Source organism: Henriciella marina (assembly GCF_027213945.1).
In the GTDB taxonomy this organism is placed as follows: Bacteria; Pseudomonadota; Alphaproteobacteria; order Caulobacterales; family Hyphomonadaceae; genus Henriciella; species Henriciella marina_A.
This window is the reverse complement of the sequence record NZ_JAPWGW010000001.1, coordinates 86,930-102,044: the sequence shown is the minus strand read 5'-3', so window position 1 is coordinate 102,044 and position 15,115 is coordinate 86,930. Positions and strand designations below refer to the sequence as shown.

At 59.6% G+C, this 15,115-nt stretch carries 18 protein-coding genes; 2 read left to right on the top strand and 16 right to left on the bottom strand.

Features of this window, described 5'->3' with window-relative positions:
- Positions 1-40: 40 nt before the first annotated feature.
- The 6 genes from O4G74_RS00480 to ectA all read right to left on the bottom strand — a co-directional run bounded on the left by O4G74_RS00480 (position 41) and on the right by ectA (position 6,645).
- Positions 41-1,495, bottom strand: a complete 1,455-nt coding sequence (locus O4G74_RS00480) for a sodium/proline symporter (RefSeq protein WP_269400713.1) — start codon at positions 1,493-1,495, stop codon at positions 41-43.
- Positions 1,492-2,832 carry an MFS transporter gene (locus O4G74_RS00475; RefSeq protein WP_269400712.1) on the bottom strand — a complete coding sequence of 447 codons (1,341 nt, stop codon included), beginning with the start codon at positions 2,830-2,832 and terminating at the stop codon, positions 1,492-1,494. The genes O4G74_RS00480 and O4G74_RS00475 overlap by 4 nt, the downstream gene beginning before the upstream one ends.
- The gene (locus O4G74_RS00470) at positions 2,832-4,283 is read right to left on the bottom strand and encodes an aspartate kinase (protein ID WP_269400711.1); all 1,452 of its coding nucleotides are present in this window, start codon (positions 4,281-4,283) and stop codon (positions 2,832-2,834) included. Before O4G74_RS00470 ends, O4G74_RS00475 begins: the two co-directional genes overlap by 1 nt.
- 93 nt (positions 4,284-4,376) lie before the next feature.
- On the bottom strand, positions 4,377-4,778 hold the full coding sequence (locus tag O4G74_RS00465; protein ID WP_269400710.1) for an ectoine synthase: 402 nt from the start codon (positions 4,776-4,778) through the stop codon (positions 4,377-4,379).
- A gap of 6 nt (positions 4,779-4,784) precedes the next feature.
- Entirely contained in the window at positions 4,785-6,083 is a 1,299-nt protein-coding gene (gene ectB / locus O4G74_RS00460; protein WP_269400709.1) for a diaminobutyrate--2-oxoglutarate transaminase, read from the bottom strand.
- Between the two features lie 55 nt (positions 6,084-6,138).
- On the bottom strand, positions 6,139-6,645 hold the full coding sequence (gene ectA, locus O4G74_RS00455) for a diaminobutyrate acetyltransferase (RefSeq protein WP_269400708.1): 507 nt from the start codon (positions 6,643-6,645) through the stop codon (positions 6,139-6,141).
- Positions 6,646-6,885: 240 nt separating this feature from the next.
- Between ectA and O4G74_RS00450 the strand changes: the two genes are divergently transcribed.
- Positions 6,886-7,452, top strand: a complete 567-nt coding sequence (locus O4G74_RS00450) for a MarR family winged helix-turn-helix transcriptional regulator (protein WP_269400707.1) — start codon at positions 6,886-6,888, stop codon at positions 7,450-7,452.
- Between the two features lie 120 nt (positions 7,453-7,572).
- A complete protein-coding gene (locus O4G74_RS00445; RefSeq protein ID WP_269400706.1) occupies positions 7,573-8,118 on the top strand; it encodes a c-type cytochrome in 546 nt (181 codons plus the stop codon).
- A gap of 10 nt (positions 8,119-8,128) precedes the next feature.
- On the opposite strand, the gene glp is transcribed toward O4G74_RS00445, so the two are convergent.
- The 10 genes from glp to soxZ form a co-directional block, all read right to left on the bottom strand.
- Positions 8,129-9,340 (bottom strand): gephyrin-like molybdotransferase Glp, encoded by a 1,212-nt coding sequence (gene glp, locus O4G74_RS00440; RefSeq protein WP_269400705.1) that lies wholly within the window; start codon positions 9,338-9,340, stop codon positions 8,129-8,131.
- Positions 9,337-9,819: a cyclic pyranopterin monophosphate synthase MoaC gene (gene moaC, locus O4G74_RS00435; protein ID WP_269400704.1), complete on the bottom strand. Its 483-nt coding sequence runs from the start codon at positions 9,817-9,819 to the stop codon at positions 9,337-9,339. Before moaC ends, glp begins: the two co-directional genes overlap by 4 nt.
- Entirely contained in the window at positions 9,816-10,361 is a 546-nt protein-coding gene (gene moaB / locus O4G74_RS00430) for a molybdenum cofactor biosynthesis protein B (RefSeq protein ID WP_269400703.1), read from the bottom strand. Before moaB ends, moaC begins: the two co-directional genes overlap by 4 nt.
- Entirely contained in the window at positions 10,345-10,830 is a 486-nt protein-coding gene (locus O4G74_RS00425) for a molybdenum cofactor biosynthesis protein MoaE (protein WP_269400702.1), read from the bottom strand. Before O4G74_RS00425 ends, moaB begins: the two co-directional genes overlap by 17 nt.
- Before the next feature lie 10 nt (positions 10,831-10,840).
- Positions 10,841-11,089, bottom strand: a complete 249-nt coding sequence (gene moaD / locus O4G74_RS00420) for a molybdopterin converting factor subunit 1 (RefSeq protein ID WP_269400701.1) — start codon at positions 11,087-11,089, stop codon at positions 10,841-10,843.
- Positions 11,090-11,093: 4 nt separating this feature from the next.
- Complete coding sequence (gene moaA / locus O4G74_RS00415; RefSeq protein WP_269400700.1) at positions 11,094-12,125, bottom strand: GTP 3',8-cyclase MoaA; 1,032 nt, start codon at positions 12,123-12,125, stop codon at positions 11,094-11,096.
- A complete protein-coding gene (locus O4G74_RS00410; RefSeq protein ID WP_269401813.1) occupies positions 12,118-13,611 on the bottom strand; it encodes an NTP transferase domain-containing protein in 1,494 nt (497 codons plus the stop codon). The genes moaA and O4G74_RS00410 overlap by 8 nt, the downstream gene beginning before the upstream one ends.
- Before the next feature lie 53 nt (positions 13,612-13,664).
- A complete protein-coding gene (locus O4G74_RS00405; protein ID WP_269400699.1) occupies positions 13,665-14,009 on the bottom strand; it encodes a winged helix-turn-helix domain-containing protein in 345 nt (114 codons plus the stop codon).
- On the bottom strand, positions 14,006-14,656 hold the full coding sequence (soxA, locus tag O4G74_RS00400) for a sulfur oxidation c-type cytochrome SoxA (RefSeq protein WP_269400698.1): 651 nt from the start codon (positions 14,654-14,656) through the stop codon (positions 14,006-14,008). The genes O4G74_RS00405 and soxA overlap by 4 nt, the downstream gene beginning before the upstream one ends.
- Before the next feature lie 134 nt (positions 14,657-14,790).
- The gene (soxZ, locus tag O4G74_RS00395) at positions 14,791-15,111 is read right to left on the bottom strand and encodes a thiosulfate oxidation carrier complex protein SoxZ (RefSeq protein ID WP_269400697.1); all 321 of its coding nucleotides are present in this window, start codon (positions 15,109-15,111) and stop codon (positions 14,791-14,793) included.
- Between the last annotated feature and the right edge of the window lie 4 nt (positions 15,112-15,115).

The window sequence follows — 15,115 nt, the reverse complement described above, 5'->3', positions numbered from 1 at the left end:
AGAGATCCAGGCGGGCTTTTGTTTGGCCGATGCGAAGGCGCTAAGGAGCAGCTTCCTCCACGGGGCTGTGCTGCAACTCGGCGCGCGTGGCAGGACGTGACATGATCCAGCCGATAATGACGGGAATGAGAATACCCGGGAAGCCTTCGTAGACGCCGCCCTGCCAACCGAGGCCGAAGCGCCAGACGAGCGTGATCCCGATACCCAGAACCATCAGGAAGATAGCCGTCGTCTCACTCACACGGCGGTTCAGTGCATAGAGAGTAAGAAGCGGTGCGAAGGCCGCTGCTAGCGCTGACCATGCGATGATCACGAGGCTGAACACGCTCTGGCTGTCCATCAGGGCGAGCGCGAGCGCCAGAATTGTCACGGTGCCCGTCGCGGCCTTGAGCATCCATGGGTGTTCCAGGCGTTCCGGGACGAGGTCGTGGGTGATCGCGGCCGAACAGGAAAGCACGACTGAGTCCGCGGTCGACATTGTCGCTGCAAAGATGCCCGCCAGTATCAGGCCAACGAGAACATCCGGCAGCAGGCCTTCGGCCATGCGCGGCAGGGCAAGTTCGACATCAATGTCTGCGGTATCCGGCATGTAGACGCGAGCGAGCAGGGAAAGACCGGCGGCGAGGATGTAGAAGACGACGAAAAAGCCGTAATACCAGACGCGTGTCCGCTGCATGTTGCGGTCATCGTCCAGAGCCATGAAGCGAACCATGATGTGCGGCTGCCCAACGACGGAGAAACCGGCAAAGAGCCAGCCGAGAACGAACAGGCCGACGCCAAGCGCGCCTGTGAGGAGAAGCTCATCCGACTCTGGCATCAGGTTGAGATAGTTGCCACCGTCCATCGTGCGCAGCTGCTCAATCATGCTGCCAAAACCGCCTGCCCAGCTGACACCAACGAAGAAAAGCGTGAAAAGCGCGCCGAGCATACAGATTGACTGGATGGCATCCGTCCAGATCGACGCGCGGATACCGCCTGCAATGGAATAGGCAAGGATGATGACGGCGGAGCCAATTGCCCCGATGCGCCAGTCGAAGCCGTCAAAGACGCCCTCGAGTGCTTTGGCACCCGCTGTGATCTGCGCGGCGCCGTAGACGATAAGCAGCACCACCATGATGACGGCGGCCATCCTGCGCCAGATCGCGAAATCGTCGCCATGCCACCGAGAGAGAACAGAAGCGAAGGAGGCTTCGTTCGTGACGCCAGTGGCGGTTCGAAGCTTTCGGTGGATGAAAGTAGACCCGATAAAGTCGCCCACAATCCAGCCGAACATCAGCCAGATAGCGGAAAGCCCCGTGGCGTATCCATAGCCGATGACACCGATGAAGAGATAACCGGAATTATTCGTTGCGACGGCCGAGAGGCCAGCCAGCCAGGGTGAGACCGTCTGGCCGGCAATGTAATAGTCTTTTCGTTCTCCGGTCGCCTGCCGGGCAGAGGCAAGCCCCACGCCAAGGAAGATGATCAGGATAACGATGAAGCTCGCTAGTATCATTCTGTGTCTGTCTCTTGTGATGCCATCCAGGCGAGAAACAGGTCGAACTGCTCATTCGTCGCTTCGCCACGTGGGTCTATTTCAGAAATCGCAAGGCTGGTTGCCTGCGTCGCGTTGAAGGGTTCCTTCTCTTCGGAGGTAACTTCTGGTGTGTTCACCATCCGTGTGAACATAAGCGCGGCCATGATTGCAAGGGCGAGGGCGGCGAAAGCAAAAAGGCCGCCCGGGCCAATCGCGCTCATTGAAACGCCTGCAATCAGCGGTCCGATGACAGAGCCGATGCCCCAGATGATCAGAATGCCCGCCATCATGGAAGTTGCCTGTTCGGGCCGTGCGCGGTCCGCTGCATGAGCCACAGCCACAGCGTAATAGGACAGCGCGCCCATGCCGAAGAGAAAGGCGAGCAGAAGGATGACAGCTTCTGTTGCAAGGGGGCTGAACAGGGTGAGTGCCACCGCTGACACCGCACCGATAATGCCCGCCGCAGCGATTACCAGGCGGCGGTCAATACGGTCAGAAATAAAACCAGCAGGCCAGAGCCCCAGCATGGCGCCTGCAAGCAAAGCCCCGTTGAAGCGGGCAGAAAAGGCCGCTGCGCTGTCGGGTGAAATTGCCTGGGCAAAGATTGGATAGAGTTGGGCGACCGAATTGTTCACCGCGCCTGCGCAGAAGGCGGCGAACGCAGCAGCCGGAGCATACTTCAGGATCTTGCGCGGACCGAAAGGCGATGCGGCGTGGATTTCGGGTTGGATCTGACGGGTTGCGGTGATCGGCATGATGGTGACCGCGAAGAGGGCGGCCACCATGAGAAAGCCCATGATGCCATTGGCGCCAGCCATGACAGCAAACGGGCCGCCAATGGCGCCCAGCTTTGCAACAACATGATAGAAACCAAGAATAGCGCCGCGTTTCTCAGGCGGTGATGCGTCTGCGATCCAGCTTTCGCCTGCGGTGAAGAGCGCCGAGGTGCAGGCCCCGATAACCGCTTGCACCAGAGCCCAGAAGATCACGCTGGGACCTAGGGTCAGGCTGAGGGAGGCGATAATGGCGATCGCCGCAAAGAATGCAAAAGAGCGGATGTGCCCTATCCGCGAGATCTGAATGGGCGACAGGATCGCGCCTGTCAGAAAGCCACCAGCATAGAACGCTGCAACCAGACCAAGGGCAGCATTCGATGTGCCGGAGGCCTGCAAGCCCAGAGCAATCATCACGGATAGGGCAGCCGCTGCACCCTGTAGCAGGGTGAGGGAGAGCACGATGGCGAGAACGTTTCGGTATTGACCGAACGCGTTTCGCCATCCTGCGTATGTCGTTTCAGACGTCGCCGGATCCGTCATCAGGCGGCGGTGCGGATTTCCGCTGGATCGCCATCCCGGTGCGCAGTCTCGTCCTCGACGAGCGCCTTGTGAAGCACGCGCACCGCCTCGTCATAGTCCTCTTTAGCTACGAAGAGCTGGAGGTCCGTGCTGCGGGTCAGTTTCTGTAGGCCGAGCATATTGATGTTGGCGTCGTAAAGCGCGGACGTGGCCTTTGCGGTCATGCCTGGCACGTCAAGGTTTGCGCCGATCACCGATACGATCGCGAGCTCGCGCGTCGTGACCTCGGCATTCTCATACAGGGCCTCAAGATCAGCCGCTGCGCGATTGAGAGATTCACGTGTGCAGTCGACATAGTGGGTGATCGTGTTGGCGTTGGAGCTTTTGGACACGATCCAGACCTTGTGCCGGGTCAGGGCTTTCAGCGCCTCCGCATCGTAACCTTTCACGCCAACCATGTCCTGCTCGAACAGTTCAAAGGCGTAGAGGTTCTTGATCCCAGTCACGATCTCGGCGCGGGCCTCTTCAGGGTGAAAATCATCGGTGATGATCGTACCTGCATCGGTCGGGTCAAACGTGTTCTTGACGCGTAGCGGCACGCCAGCCTGACGAAGACCTTTTGCAGCTTTCGGGTGAACAGCTTCCATACCCATATTGGAGAGCTGGTCGGCAACATCGTAATTCGTTTTGCCAATCTTCATCACCTTGTCATTGCCGACCAGTTTCGGGTCAGCGCTGGAAAGGTGAAATTCCTTATGGATGATCGCTTCGGCGGCGTTAGTGAGGGCGCCGATGCGAGAGAAGGTCACCTCGGTGTAGCCACGGTCGTAGAGCTTCACCATGCCCTCAACGCAACTGGCATAGCCCGTGCAGATCGGCAATTCCTTTGAAAAGTCGATGCCTTGAAGGGACGTGCGGATCCGATCGTCAAGCGACATTTTCTCGTCGTCGCGCCAGCCGGTGAAGTCGACAAAGACCGAATTGATGTCACGCTGGCGCAGCAGCAGACTCGTATTGTGAGCCGAGTGCGCTTCGCCGAGCGCAGCCAGCATTTCGCGCACCGTCATCAGGTGTTCGTCGAGCCGGAACTGGCCATAAGAACAGAGGCGGTGGAGGTCGATCAGGCAGTTGCGTACGCCTTCGACGCGCTCGAGCACGAAGTTGTCTGCAACCTTGCGATCTGGGTGATCGCCAAAGACTTCGTGGTTCTTCTCGCGCATGGCTTCTGACAGTTCGGTGAGCGCTTCGCTCCACTGCCACTTGTTCTCAGCTTTCGCGAAGAGCGCATAGACGCCTGGCTTGCCGCTTTTCTTGTGTTCGAGAAGGAGATTGGTCATGCCAGCATAGGCCGACACGACGAAAATACGATTATACAGGTCGTCGCCTTCGCGCCCGTTTATCAGGACATTGTCGAGAATGACGGGTGTGTTCGCGATGGACGTACCACCAATTTTTTCAACAGTATGGGTCATGGGATTTTGCCGCGGAATTTCTGGTCTGGTCTGGTTGAGTAACGAGCAGCCCGAAAATGCATCGGGCTGCTCGATGGTCATCAGGTCAGGCGTCTAGCCTGCGTCTTCGAGGTCTTCTGCGGCTGCGTAAGAACCGTCCGGCAGGTGCACTTCCTTACCGGTGACCGGCGGGTTGAAGCAGCATGCCATGTGAAGTTCTTCTTCTGCGCGCAAGGTGTGTTTGTCGTGAAGGTTCAGACCGTACATCACGCCCGGCTTGATCTCATGGGTTTCGCCCGTGGCAAGGTCCGTGATCGAGCCTTTGCCCTTCATGCAATACACGCTCTCGAAGTGGTTCTTGTAGTGAAAGGTGTGTTCCGAGCCTGCTTCCAGCACCGTAATGTGGAAGCTGAAGCCCATCTTGTCGTCGGCCAGAAGCATCCGGTAGGACGTCCACTGGGCGTCGGACACGGCACGGTCAGTGCCTTTCATCTCATTCATATCGCGTATGATCATTGTATTTTACTCCGATGCGATCTTGTGGCTGGCGACGGTTTCTTCCGCTGCCTCGAACAGGATATCGAGACCTTTCTGGAGCATCTCCTCAGAGATGGTCAGGGCTGCAAGAACCTTCACGACCTCGTCGTCAGCACCGGACGTTTCGATGATGAGCCCCTTTTTGAATGCGCGGCTACACATGTCGGAAGCAATATCACCAGAAGTGACGTCGACGCCTTTCATCATGCCGCGACCTTTCAGTCGTGCACCTGGAATGAGATCAGCGATTTTCTGGAGACCCGCTTCAAGAATTTCGGCTTTCTTGCGGACGTCCTTCATGAAGGCATCGTCTTTCCAGAACTTGTCCAGCGTGACCTTCGCCGTGATGAAGGCGTGGTTATTGCCACGGAAAGTGCCGTTGTGTTCGGCTGGCTTCCAGATGTCGTGCTCCTTTTTGAGGAGGACGCAGGCAAACGGAAGACCCATACCCGAAAGCGATTTCGCCTGGGTGATGATGTCGGGTTTGATGCCAGCGGCCTCAAAACCGAAATAGTCGCCAGAGCGGCCGCAGCCAGACTGGATGTCGTCGACAATAAGAAGCGCGCCGGTTTTCTTGGCGAGATCGGCGATACCTTTCATCCACTTGGCGGACGCAGCGTTGAGGCCGCCTTCTCCCTGAATGGGCTCGAAGATGAACGCGGCGGGTGCATCGACGCCAGATGAGCTGTTGTCGATCATCATTTCAATCTGATCGAGCGTGTCGACATCTTCGCCGAAAGCATTCGCGTAAGGCAGGTGCGTGGTACCGCAGATGCCATTGCAGCCTGCGCCAGCACCGGCCCGCTTGCCGGCATTACCGGTCAGCGCAAGGGCGCCAAGCGTCATGCCGTGGAAGCCGTTGGTGAAAGCGATCACGTTGCTACGCCCGGTAACCTTGCGCGCGAGTTTGACGGCGGCTTCGACGGCGTTTGTGCCAGTCGGGCCAGTCATCATGATCTTATAGTCGCCCATGCCGCGCGGCTCGAGGATATTGTCCTCAAACGCCTTCAGCCATTCGGCCTTTGCGTCGGTGTACATGTCGAGGCCATGGGCAATGCCATCACGCTCGATGTGCTCGATGAGTGCCTTTTTCATGTCCGGGTCGTTGTGCCCGTAATTGAGGGTCGAGCACCCGGCGAGAAAGTCGATATAGGTCTTGCCATTGGCGTCGGTCATCTCCGAGCCCTTGGCGCTTACGAAAAGCGTATCGAAATTGCGGCAATAGCTGCGCACGATCGATTCGCGTCTTTCGAAAATGTCTTCCTGAATGTCTGTGAACGGCATGCGTCCTGCTCCTGTCTTGGTCTGGTTTTGAGCGTCTAAGCGCGAGAATGTCGGCTCAGCCTGTGGCCGGCCGACTGAAAGGCCCGATTGTCACGAGGATCTCGCTGTCGTGACGGCCCTTGAAATGTTTGTCTTCGTCGAAGAAGGGGCTTTCCTGCAGCGGGGCGTCCAGCCAGCGCGCGATACTTTTGAAGAGTCCCCAGGATGCTTCGTTGTCGGGCGTAATTGTGGTCTTCAAAAAGCGCACATCCTTACACGACGGGCGCGAGAAGATGTCGGCAACAAGCCGTTTGGGAATGCGCTTCCCACGTGCCTTTTCACCAATCGCAACCTGCCAGAGGAAAAATACGTCTGGCTCCTCAGGCGGAATATGGCCGCTGACCCAGCCGATGACCTCACCTTCCTCACGCGCGAGCGCGCACGTATTGGCAAAGTGCGTTGTCTGGATCAGGTTCATATAGAGCGAATTGGTATCCAGAGGCGGACACGCAGCGATGAGGTCGTGAACGGCTGCGCCATCCTCGCTCCTTGGTGCTTCGATCGTCACTACGTCTTTGTCCATCGTCCGGGCCCGCTTCATCTTCTTTAATGGCTCAAGCGCAAATGGGTTCCACCCAGCCGCGCTTGCCAAAGTTATTTTGTTTGATTATCTATATAGTTTCGATGCGCTCGGGGTCAACCCGTGCATTCGATAGTTCGGAATTAGGGCAATAAGCAGGTTTTCATGCCGTTTCTTAGGTAAATCATCCCACTGGAACGTTTGATACGATAATAATTTTGCTAACAAAGGATCTTTGCTAGGATGGCGCAACTTTCTGAAGGATTTGAGTCGGTGCGTCTGTCTGCGGCGCATGCCGGAACTTGGAGCGAAGACATGCAGGATCAGGCCGAGACAGCTCTTGTTGCATTGAGGCGTGTCCTCAAGGCGACTGCAAGCAATGTGAAAGCTGTCGCTACAAAGACCGGGCTGACAGCGTCGCAGCTCCTTGTGCTGCAGGTCCTTCGTACGCAAGGCGAAACGCTGACGGGTGATTTAGCTCGCGCGGTCGACCTCAAGCAGGCGACGATTTCCATCCTGATCGACAAACTCCAGGAGCAGGAACTTGTCGTGCGCCGGCGTGGGGAGACTGACCGCCGCCGCGTATGGGTTCGGTTGACCGAGAAAGGCCTCGCGGCGCTCGACGGCGCGCCTGACCTGCTGCAGGACACTTTCCGCAACCGTTTCGGCCAACTCGCGGAGTGGGAGCAAGCCAGCATCACAGCGGCATTATTGCGGGTGGTTTCGCTTCTCGACGCCGAGAAAATCGAAGCCTCTCCCATTCTGGATGTGGCCGGAGTGAATGATCCGCCGATCGGGAAAACGCGCTAACTGTCGGTCGCAAGGCCTTCCGCGATTTCTTTTGGGGCTGACCTGATTTTCTTTTGCAAGCGGCCAGCGCTGGCCTAGTGTTAGGTCGTAGATCCAGACCAGGTTGATGGGAGACACGCCATGACACTACGCACAAGCATGATTGCCATCCTTCTCGCAGCGGGCCTCAGCGCCTGTGGCGGTAGTGATGAGCCAGCCACCCCGGAAGCATCCACGCCGCCAGCTGAAATGGATGCGAATACGGCCGGAACGCCCGTCGAGACTGCGCCAGAGGAGGCCGAGACTGCTTCGGGGCCAGCCGATGAGGGCACGCAGTTTGCCGGCTTTCCCGAGCCTTATGCGTCTGCAGATTATGCAACCGGCAAGCGACTTTTCATGCAGTGTTCGTCTTGCCATTCGCTGACCGAAGGTGGCCCGACGCTGCTCGGTCCGAACCTTTACGGCATGTTTGACCGCAAGGTCGGTGAGCATGAAGGTTTCGACTATTCAAAGGCCTTGCAGGACGCTGATTTCGAATGGACGCCTGAACAGCTGGACCAGTGGCTGGCCAGCCCGCGCAACTTCCTGCCGGGCAACCGCATGAGCTTTGCAGGTGTGCCGCGGGAAGACCAGCGCGCCGCGATTATCGCCTATGTGATGAGCGAGACGGGCTACACGCCGAGTTAGGTGCACATCCTCATTTAGTGCTTTGAAAGCGCGGCAGGCTGGTCAGGATGATGTCCTCCAGCTCGCCGCGCTTTTTTTCTGGCGCGTTTGGGAGGCGCCGCAGGAGTGCTGCGCTTGTGACGAAAGGTTTGATCAGCGAACTGTCCTGGTCGGGCGCCGGATCGACCGTCAGTCTGCCGTCATCGGTGAAAGCCGCAAAGGCGCGCATAAAGTGCTCGCGTGGTCCGTTCTCTTCGAGATCGCATGCAAGGCTTGCCTTGATAAAGCTGTGGCGTTGACCGGTGATCAGCGGTTTCAGGAAGAGCTGTGCGCAGACCAGCGCCGAAGCCGGATTTCCGGGCAGGCCGAGAACGCGGGTTTCGCCGCGCGTTGAAAACCAGGTCGGCTTGCCAGGGCGCACGGCGATCTTCTCGAATACCGGCTCGAAACCAGCCGCGGCGAAGGCAGGGCGCATAAGGTCATGATCCCCCACCGAAGCGCCGCCAACTGGCAGGAAAATATCGATGTCTTCGGCGCTTTCGATCCGCCTGGAGATTGCATCCAGCGTATCTTCTGCGATGCCGAGGTCTACGGGCTCAGCGCCCCATGAGCGGACAAGCTCTGCAAGGGCGACCGGGTTCGAATTCACGATCTCTCCGCGCTTCAGTTCGCTGCCGGGCGGCATCAGCTCATTCCCGTTTGCAAGGATGCCAACGCGAGGACGGCGGCGCACGTTCACTTCGGCAATGTTGCCAGCCGCAAGCAGGCCGAGCTCTCCTGCGCCAAGGATAGAGCCAGCTTCCAGAAGTGTGTCGCCCTCATGAAAGTCGCGGCCAGCCTTTCGGATGAATTGGGGCGCATCGTAGCTTTCGGTGCAGGTGATCTCATCGCCCGATCGGGAAGTGTTCTCCTGGATGACGATATGGTCCGCGCCCCCAGGAATTTCGCCGCCGGTGAAGATGCGGACGGCCTCGCCCTTCCCGACCGTCTGCTCAAACGGGGCGCCCGCAGGCGCTTCGCCGATAACACTCAGCCGCGCCCCGGCTTCACGGACGTCCTCAAGGCGAACGGCATAGCCATCCATGGCGGACATGTCGGCGGGCGGGCGGCTGACCCGCGCCGTGATGGCTTCGGCCAGCTGACGGCCATGCGCCTTCTCAATGGCGACGGTCTCAGCGCGCGTTGGCAGTGCGTTTTGCGCGAGTGCGTCCAGCGCGTCAGCAACACTGATAAGGCCGCTCATGTCCCTGCTTTCCGGTAGTCGCCTGACTTGCCGCCTGTCTTTTCCAGCAGCTCGACCCCGTCGATCCGCATCGCCTTGTCGACGGCTTTCAGCATGTCATAGAGGGTGAGGCAGGCAGCTGAGACGGCTGTCAACGCCTCCATTTCTACGCCCGTGCGCCCGCTGGTCTTCACTCTCGCCGTGACGATGAGCGCGTTCGCTCTGCTGTCGGGCTGAATCTCCACCTTCACCGATGAAAGGGGGAGGGGGTGGCAGAGCGGGATAAGGTCTGAGGTGCGTTTGGCCGCCATGATGCCCGCAAGTTCGGCGATGGCGATCGGGTCGCCTTTCTTGGTGTCGCGGCCGATTGCGAGTTGTATCGTTTCAGGCTGCATGTGCACGCGGCCATGGGCGAGGGCGACGCGTTCGGTAACGTCTTTATCGCCGACATCGACCATCCGGGCGCGCCCGTCAGGCCCGATATGCGTGAGCCCACTCAATGCGAATGCCCCATATGTTCCATCAGGCGGGGCATCAGCTCGACGAGGTTGCAGGGCTTGTGACGGCTGTCGAGCTGGTGCGCGATAACCTTGTCCCAGCCATCCTTCACCGCACCGTTCGAACCCGGAAGGCAGAACACGAATGTGCCGCTCGCCAGACCTGCAATCGCGCGCGACTGCAGCGTCGAGAGCCCAACACTCTGATAGCTCACCTGATGGAAGATGACTGAGAAGCCGTCGATGACCTTGTCGAAGAGGGGCGTGACGGCTTCAGGCGTGACGTCACGGCCTGTGAGGCCTGTGCCGCCAGACGTGATCACGACATCGACTTCAGAGTCTGCAATCCAGGCCGACACTTGCGCGCGGATAGCAGCCTTGTCGTCCGCTACGATCTTGCGGTCAGCGAGGATGTGACCTGCGTCCTCGATGCGCCTGGCGAGGGTTAAGCCGGACGTGTCGGTCTCAAGGGTTCGTGTGTCGCTCATCACCAGTACGGCGATGCGCACCGGGTGGAAGTCGAGGCTTTCATTTATGCCGTGCATTGCGGTCAGTCTCCATATTGGTCTGCGTCCAGCGGGCGCTGTCGCTATAGTCTTCTGCGCGCGGTTCGATCCAGCGGTTGCCAGTTTTGGTGAACTCTCTTTTCCAGAAGACGGCTTCGGTCTTGAGGTAATCCATAAGAAAGTCCGCCGCCTCGAATGCGGCGCGCCTGTGCGCAGAGGCGGTGGCGACAAAGACGATAGGCTCGAACGGCCCCATATCGCCCGTGCGGTGAATGATGCGCAGCGCTGTCAGTGGCCAGCGCTGGCGGGCATCAGCAGCCGCTTTCTCGATCCCGTTCTCAGTCATTGGCGAGTAGGCCTGAAGATGCAGTCCATCAACGTCAGCATCGCCCGCCCGGTCACGGACGAGGCCGGTAAAGCTCACGATCGCGCCAGCGCCGCGCGCCTCTTTCTCAAAATCGGCGAGAGCCTCCGATGGGCTGAAAGGGGAGGGTGTGAGCGTGATCATCCAGACTGGCTCAGCCGCCACCGACGGGCGGCATGAAGGCGATCTCATCAGAGGGAGATATGGGATGAGGATCGACGACGATTTCGCTATTCACGGCAAGCCGGACGCTCGCTTCCAGAAACGCGCCGCCCGCTGATTTTTCAACATCGAGCCAGCGGCGGAGCGCGGCGGTATCTGTAATTGTGGCGGGTATATCGAGCTTTTCAGCCCCGGTGCCTGCGACGTCTCCGAGTCGCCCGAAATAGAGGATGTCGGCCATCGTCTCAGCCACCCGTGACAGACATGTGGCGGTCGAGCGCCGGGCCCTGACCACGCTGGTTGATCGCGAAATCATGACGCTCTGGTTTCGCGATCAGGGCGCGGTCGAGCGCCTCGTCGAGGGCGGCCTGCGGATCTGGGCTCTCACGAAGCGCCGCGCGCAGGTCGACATGATCCTCCTGGCCAAGGCACATATAGATGCGGCCGGTACAGGTCACGCGGACGCGGTTGCAGCCTGCGCAGAAATTATTGGTCAGCGGCGTGATGAAGCCGAGCCGCCCGCCGGTTTCAGCGATGCGCACATAGCGGGACGGGCCGCCATTCTTGTCGCGGGCATCTTCCGGCGTGAGCGTCCAGCGCCGCTCCAGCTCGTCGCGCATATCGAAAAGGGGAATATACTGGTCATACCGGTCTTCCCCCGTAATGCCGAGCGGCATGACCTCGATCAGCGTCATGTCATAGCCGTGCGAATGCGCCCATTCGACCATGTGCGGTATCTCGTCGGCGTTCTGGTGACGGAGGGCGACGGTGTTGATCTTGATCTTGAGGCCTGCTACCGCGCCGGCCTCAATGCCGCGCATGACCTTTTCATAGTCGCCGCGGCGCGTGATTTCACGAAACATGTCGGGGTCGAGCGTATCGAGCGAGACATTTACGCGCTTTACACCAGCCTTCACCAGCGCGTCGGCGTGGGTTTCGAGCTGCGTGGCGTTTGTCGTCAGCGTCAGCTCATCAAGGCCGTTTCCCAGCCTGTCGCCGAGCCCTTCGAACAGGCCCATGATGTCCTTGCGCATGAGGGGTTCGCCGCCCGTGATGCGGATCTTGCGGACACCGCGCCGGATGAACGCATCTGCAACGGTCTGAAGTTCTTCCAGGCTGAGCAAATCCTTCTTCGGCAGGAAGCTCATGTGCTCTGCCATGCAATAGGTGCAGCGAAGGTCGCAGCGGTCTGTGACCGACAGGCGCAGATAGCTGATCTCACGACCATAGCGGTCGGTCAGCGGTGCAGGCTTCAGGGCGGTATGTCCGTCAGGCATGCGTCAGTCCTTTCGCGCGTTCGAGATCGGCTAGCGTGTCGATATCGAGCGCATTGTCGGGTGAGAGATCGACGAGGGCGGTATTGGGCAATTTGGCGAAAAGGGACTTTGCACCCGCATCACCAGAAAGCGCCATCAGGTCGTCGAAGGCCGTTTTGTGAAACATTGCGGGCGGGCAGAGGATGTCGCCCGATTGGCTCATAACAGCCCTGCGGCCTTCGCGGACTTCTTTTTGAAGCGCGCGAAGGTGGTCTTCACCGATATATGGCATGTCGCCCAGCAGGATGAGGGCAGCTTTTGCGCCCGAAACCTTGGCGGCGCGGATACCGGCGCTGAGCGAAGTCGCCTGACCTTCAGCGGCATCGGAGTTTTCGATCACGTCCCAGCCTCGCTGGTTGAGCGCTGCAGTGCGTGCCTTATCGCCCGTGCCGGTCACGGCGACACGGGCAGCGACGTTTTGATCTTTGAGAAGTCCCGCGACGTGTTCAACGACGGGTTTGCCCTCAAGCTCGGCAAGGAGCTTGTCGCCGCGTTCAAAACGTTTCGACTGACCTGCTGCGAGCAGGATGATCGCTATCTCGGCGAAGGGCTGGCGGAGTGTATCGTGATAGCTCGCAACAACTTCAGCGAGAACCGAAATCGCGAGCATGGATGCGTCCCGCATGGACGGGATGAGGCCGATGGGCCCGCGGATACGGGCAACCGCCACCTCGTCAATACCGTCCACTTTGAGCGCCTCGGTGCGCCGCGCATGCGTTTTCCGGCTTCCGACGGCGCCGATATAGAAGGCCGGGCCCTCTAGCGCTTGCTTGAGAAGTGGGCCTTCCCAATGGGTGTCGTGAAACATGAGGATGAAGGCGGTCCATTCGTCGTCATTGGCGGTGGGAATGTCCGAAGGGGTCTCAAGGGCTGTCACGTCCGCAAAGCCTTGCGCCGCCGCTGCGGCGACGTCCTCACCGTCGCGGAGCTGTAGCCGGACATCCAGTCCAGCGGCGACCGCAACGCGGGCGAGGGCAAGGCAGTCCGCGCCGCGCCCTGCAATACGAAGGCGGGGCTTGGGCACGTAGAGAGGCCTGAAGTCGCCAAGCGCCTCGAGATTTAGCTGCGCGGCCTCTCGCGCGCTTAGCTGGTCGCGAACAGCCTTGATCTGGATGAGGTCTGCATCGGGAATGATCGTGACTTCGATTGCGCCGCCGCAGGGCAGGGGAAGGTCTGTGAAGGGCGAGCCCGCACCATAACGGAGCTGTTTGGCCTTCCCGGCGCGCAAGGCATTCTGCGCCTGCAAGGCGACATCGGAGTCGATACAGCCGCCAGAGATATAGCCGGCCATGGCGCCATCTTTCCGGACGGCCATGAGCGCGCCCGGTGCGCGCACCGCGCCGCCTTCGATACCGGTGACAACGACCAGCGCCACGCGACTCGCCTCATGCCAGTCCAGCCATTGGCTGAGCACGTCTTCAGGATGTTCTGGATAGGTTTGCTGCATCGTCACGATACCTGCCGTTCTAAACCATCATTTAGATCGATGCCAGCAGACTTCTATTCCTGCAGGCTGCAAAGCTTGCCCATGGCTGCAGATGAGGCGGTGCTGGCCGCTTCCGTTATCTCTGCGTAGAGACCCAGAACGCTCTCGCCCGTCGGAGTGAGCTCGGAGCCACCACCGCTGGCGCCGCCATGCGTGGATGCGATGAGCGGCGCGGCGAAGTCTCCATTCATTTCATCGATGAGCTTGAGCGCGCGTGGGTAGGACATGGATAAGGCGGCAGCGGCTTTGCGAATGGAACCATGCTCTGCGATGGCGCGCATGAGGGTGGCTTTCCCCGGGCCAAAACGCCCGCCATTGGGTAGGTCGATACGCACGCTAAGCTTTGCTTTCCCGCTCATCGGCGGACTCCGGGCGTCTCGATCTCAAGGCCTTCAGCGCGCTTTGCGAGATAGAGTTCGACAGCGAGATAGTCGTCTGACCCGAACATGCGCGGCTCTGCCCGCACACCGGCATCGCAATCGCGCAGGCGCCTGTGGAGTGAGCCGAGCGACTGCCATTCAAGCCTATAGGCCGGAAAGCCTGTCCCGTGGCCCTGACTGATCGTATCGCCGCGCAGTTTCTTTCCCCAATTGTCATCATGGCACTGGGTACAGGAAAGATTGAACTGGCCACGGCGTGTTTCGAAATAATCGCGTCCACGCGCATACCAGTCTGCAGCGGCGCCTTCGATATCGACAGAGACAGGCGTGCCGCGCGACAGATAGGCGACATAGGCGGTCAGCGAGAGAAGTTCGTCGCTCTCATATTCGAGCGGCGCCTCGTCCTGATAACGCGTCCGGCAGAGGTTTATCCGCGCCTCCAGATTGACGAGGTCGCCGCTCTCGGCATCGATTTGGGGGTAGTGGGCGGCAGCGCCCGCTAGCGGCAGCGACGTATCCGTGTGGCAATCGCTGCAAGCCTCCCCAGAAGCGGCAGCTGTGGAGAACAGGGCTTCGCCCCGGTCGATCCAGAGAAAGCCAGGATTGGCAAAGTTATCATCCTGCAAGGCCCGCGTCTGCGGCTGCAGGAATTCATATCCAGATAGCAAGGGCTGAGGCTGAGCCGGAGGTGATTGCGTGCTGGCTGCGTCATCACCGCAGGCGCTAAGACAAAGCGCCGAAAGGAATGCGAGCCCAGCCTTCACTCCACGGTGAGGTCGTGTGTCTCCGACCAGCTCTCGCCGTCCTGACCTGTCCATTTGAAGACAATCGGTCCCGAGGTGGTGGCACGGGTGTAGAAGGTGAAGATCGGATTGGCGGCGATGCCGGGCTGGAGGTCTGCCTCGAACACTGTTTCGCCGTCATAAGTAACTTCGAATGTCTCGATGATGTCGCGTTCGATCCGTTTGCCGTCGGGGCCACTTCGGTAGCCCGTCTCCATTGGATGCTGGATAAGCACTTTCAGTTCGATGACTTCGCCAGCGCTGGCCGTGTCCGGGGCCGCGATACGTATGGTCGCCATGAAT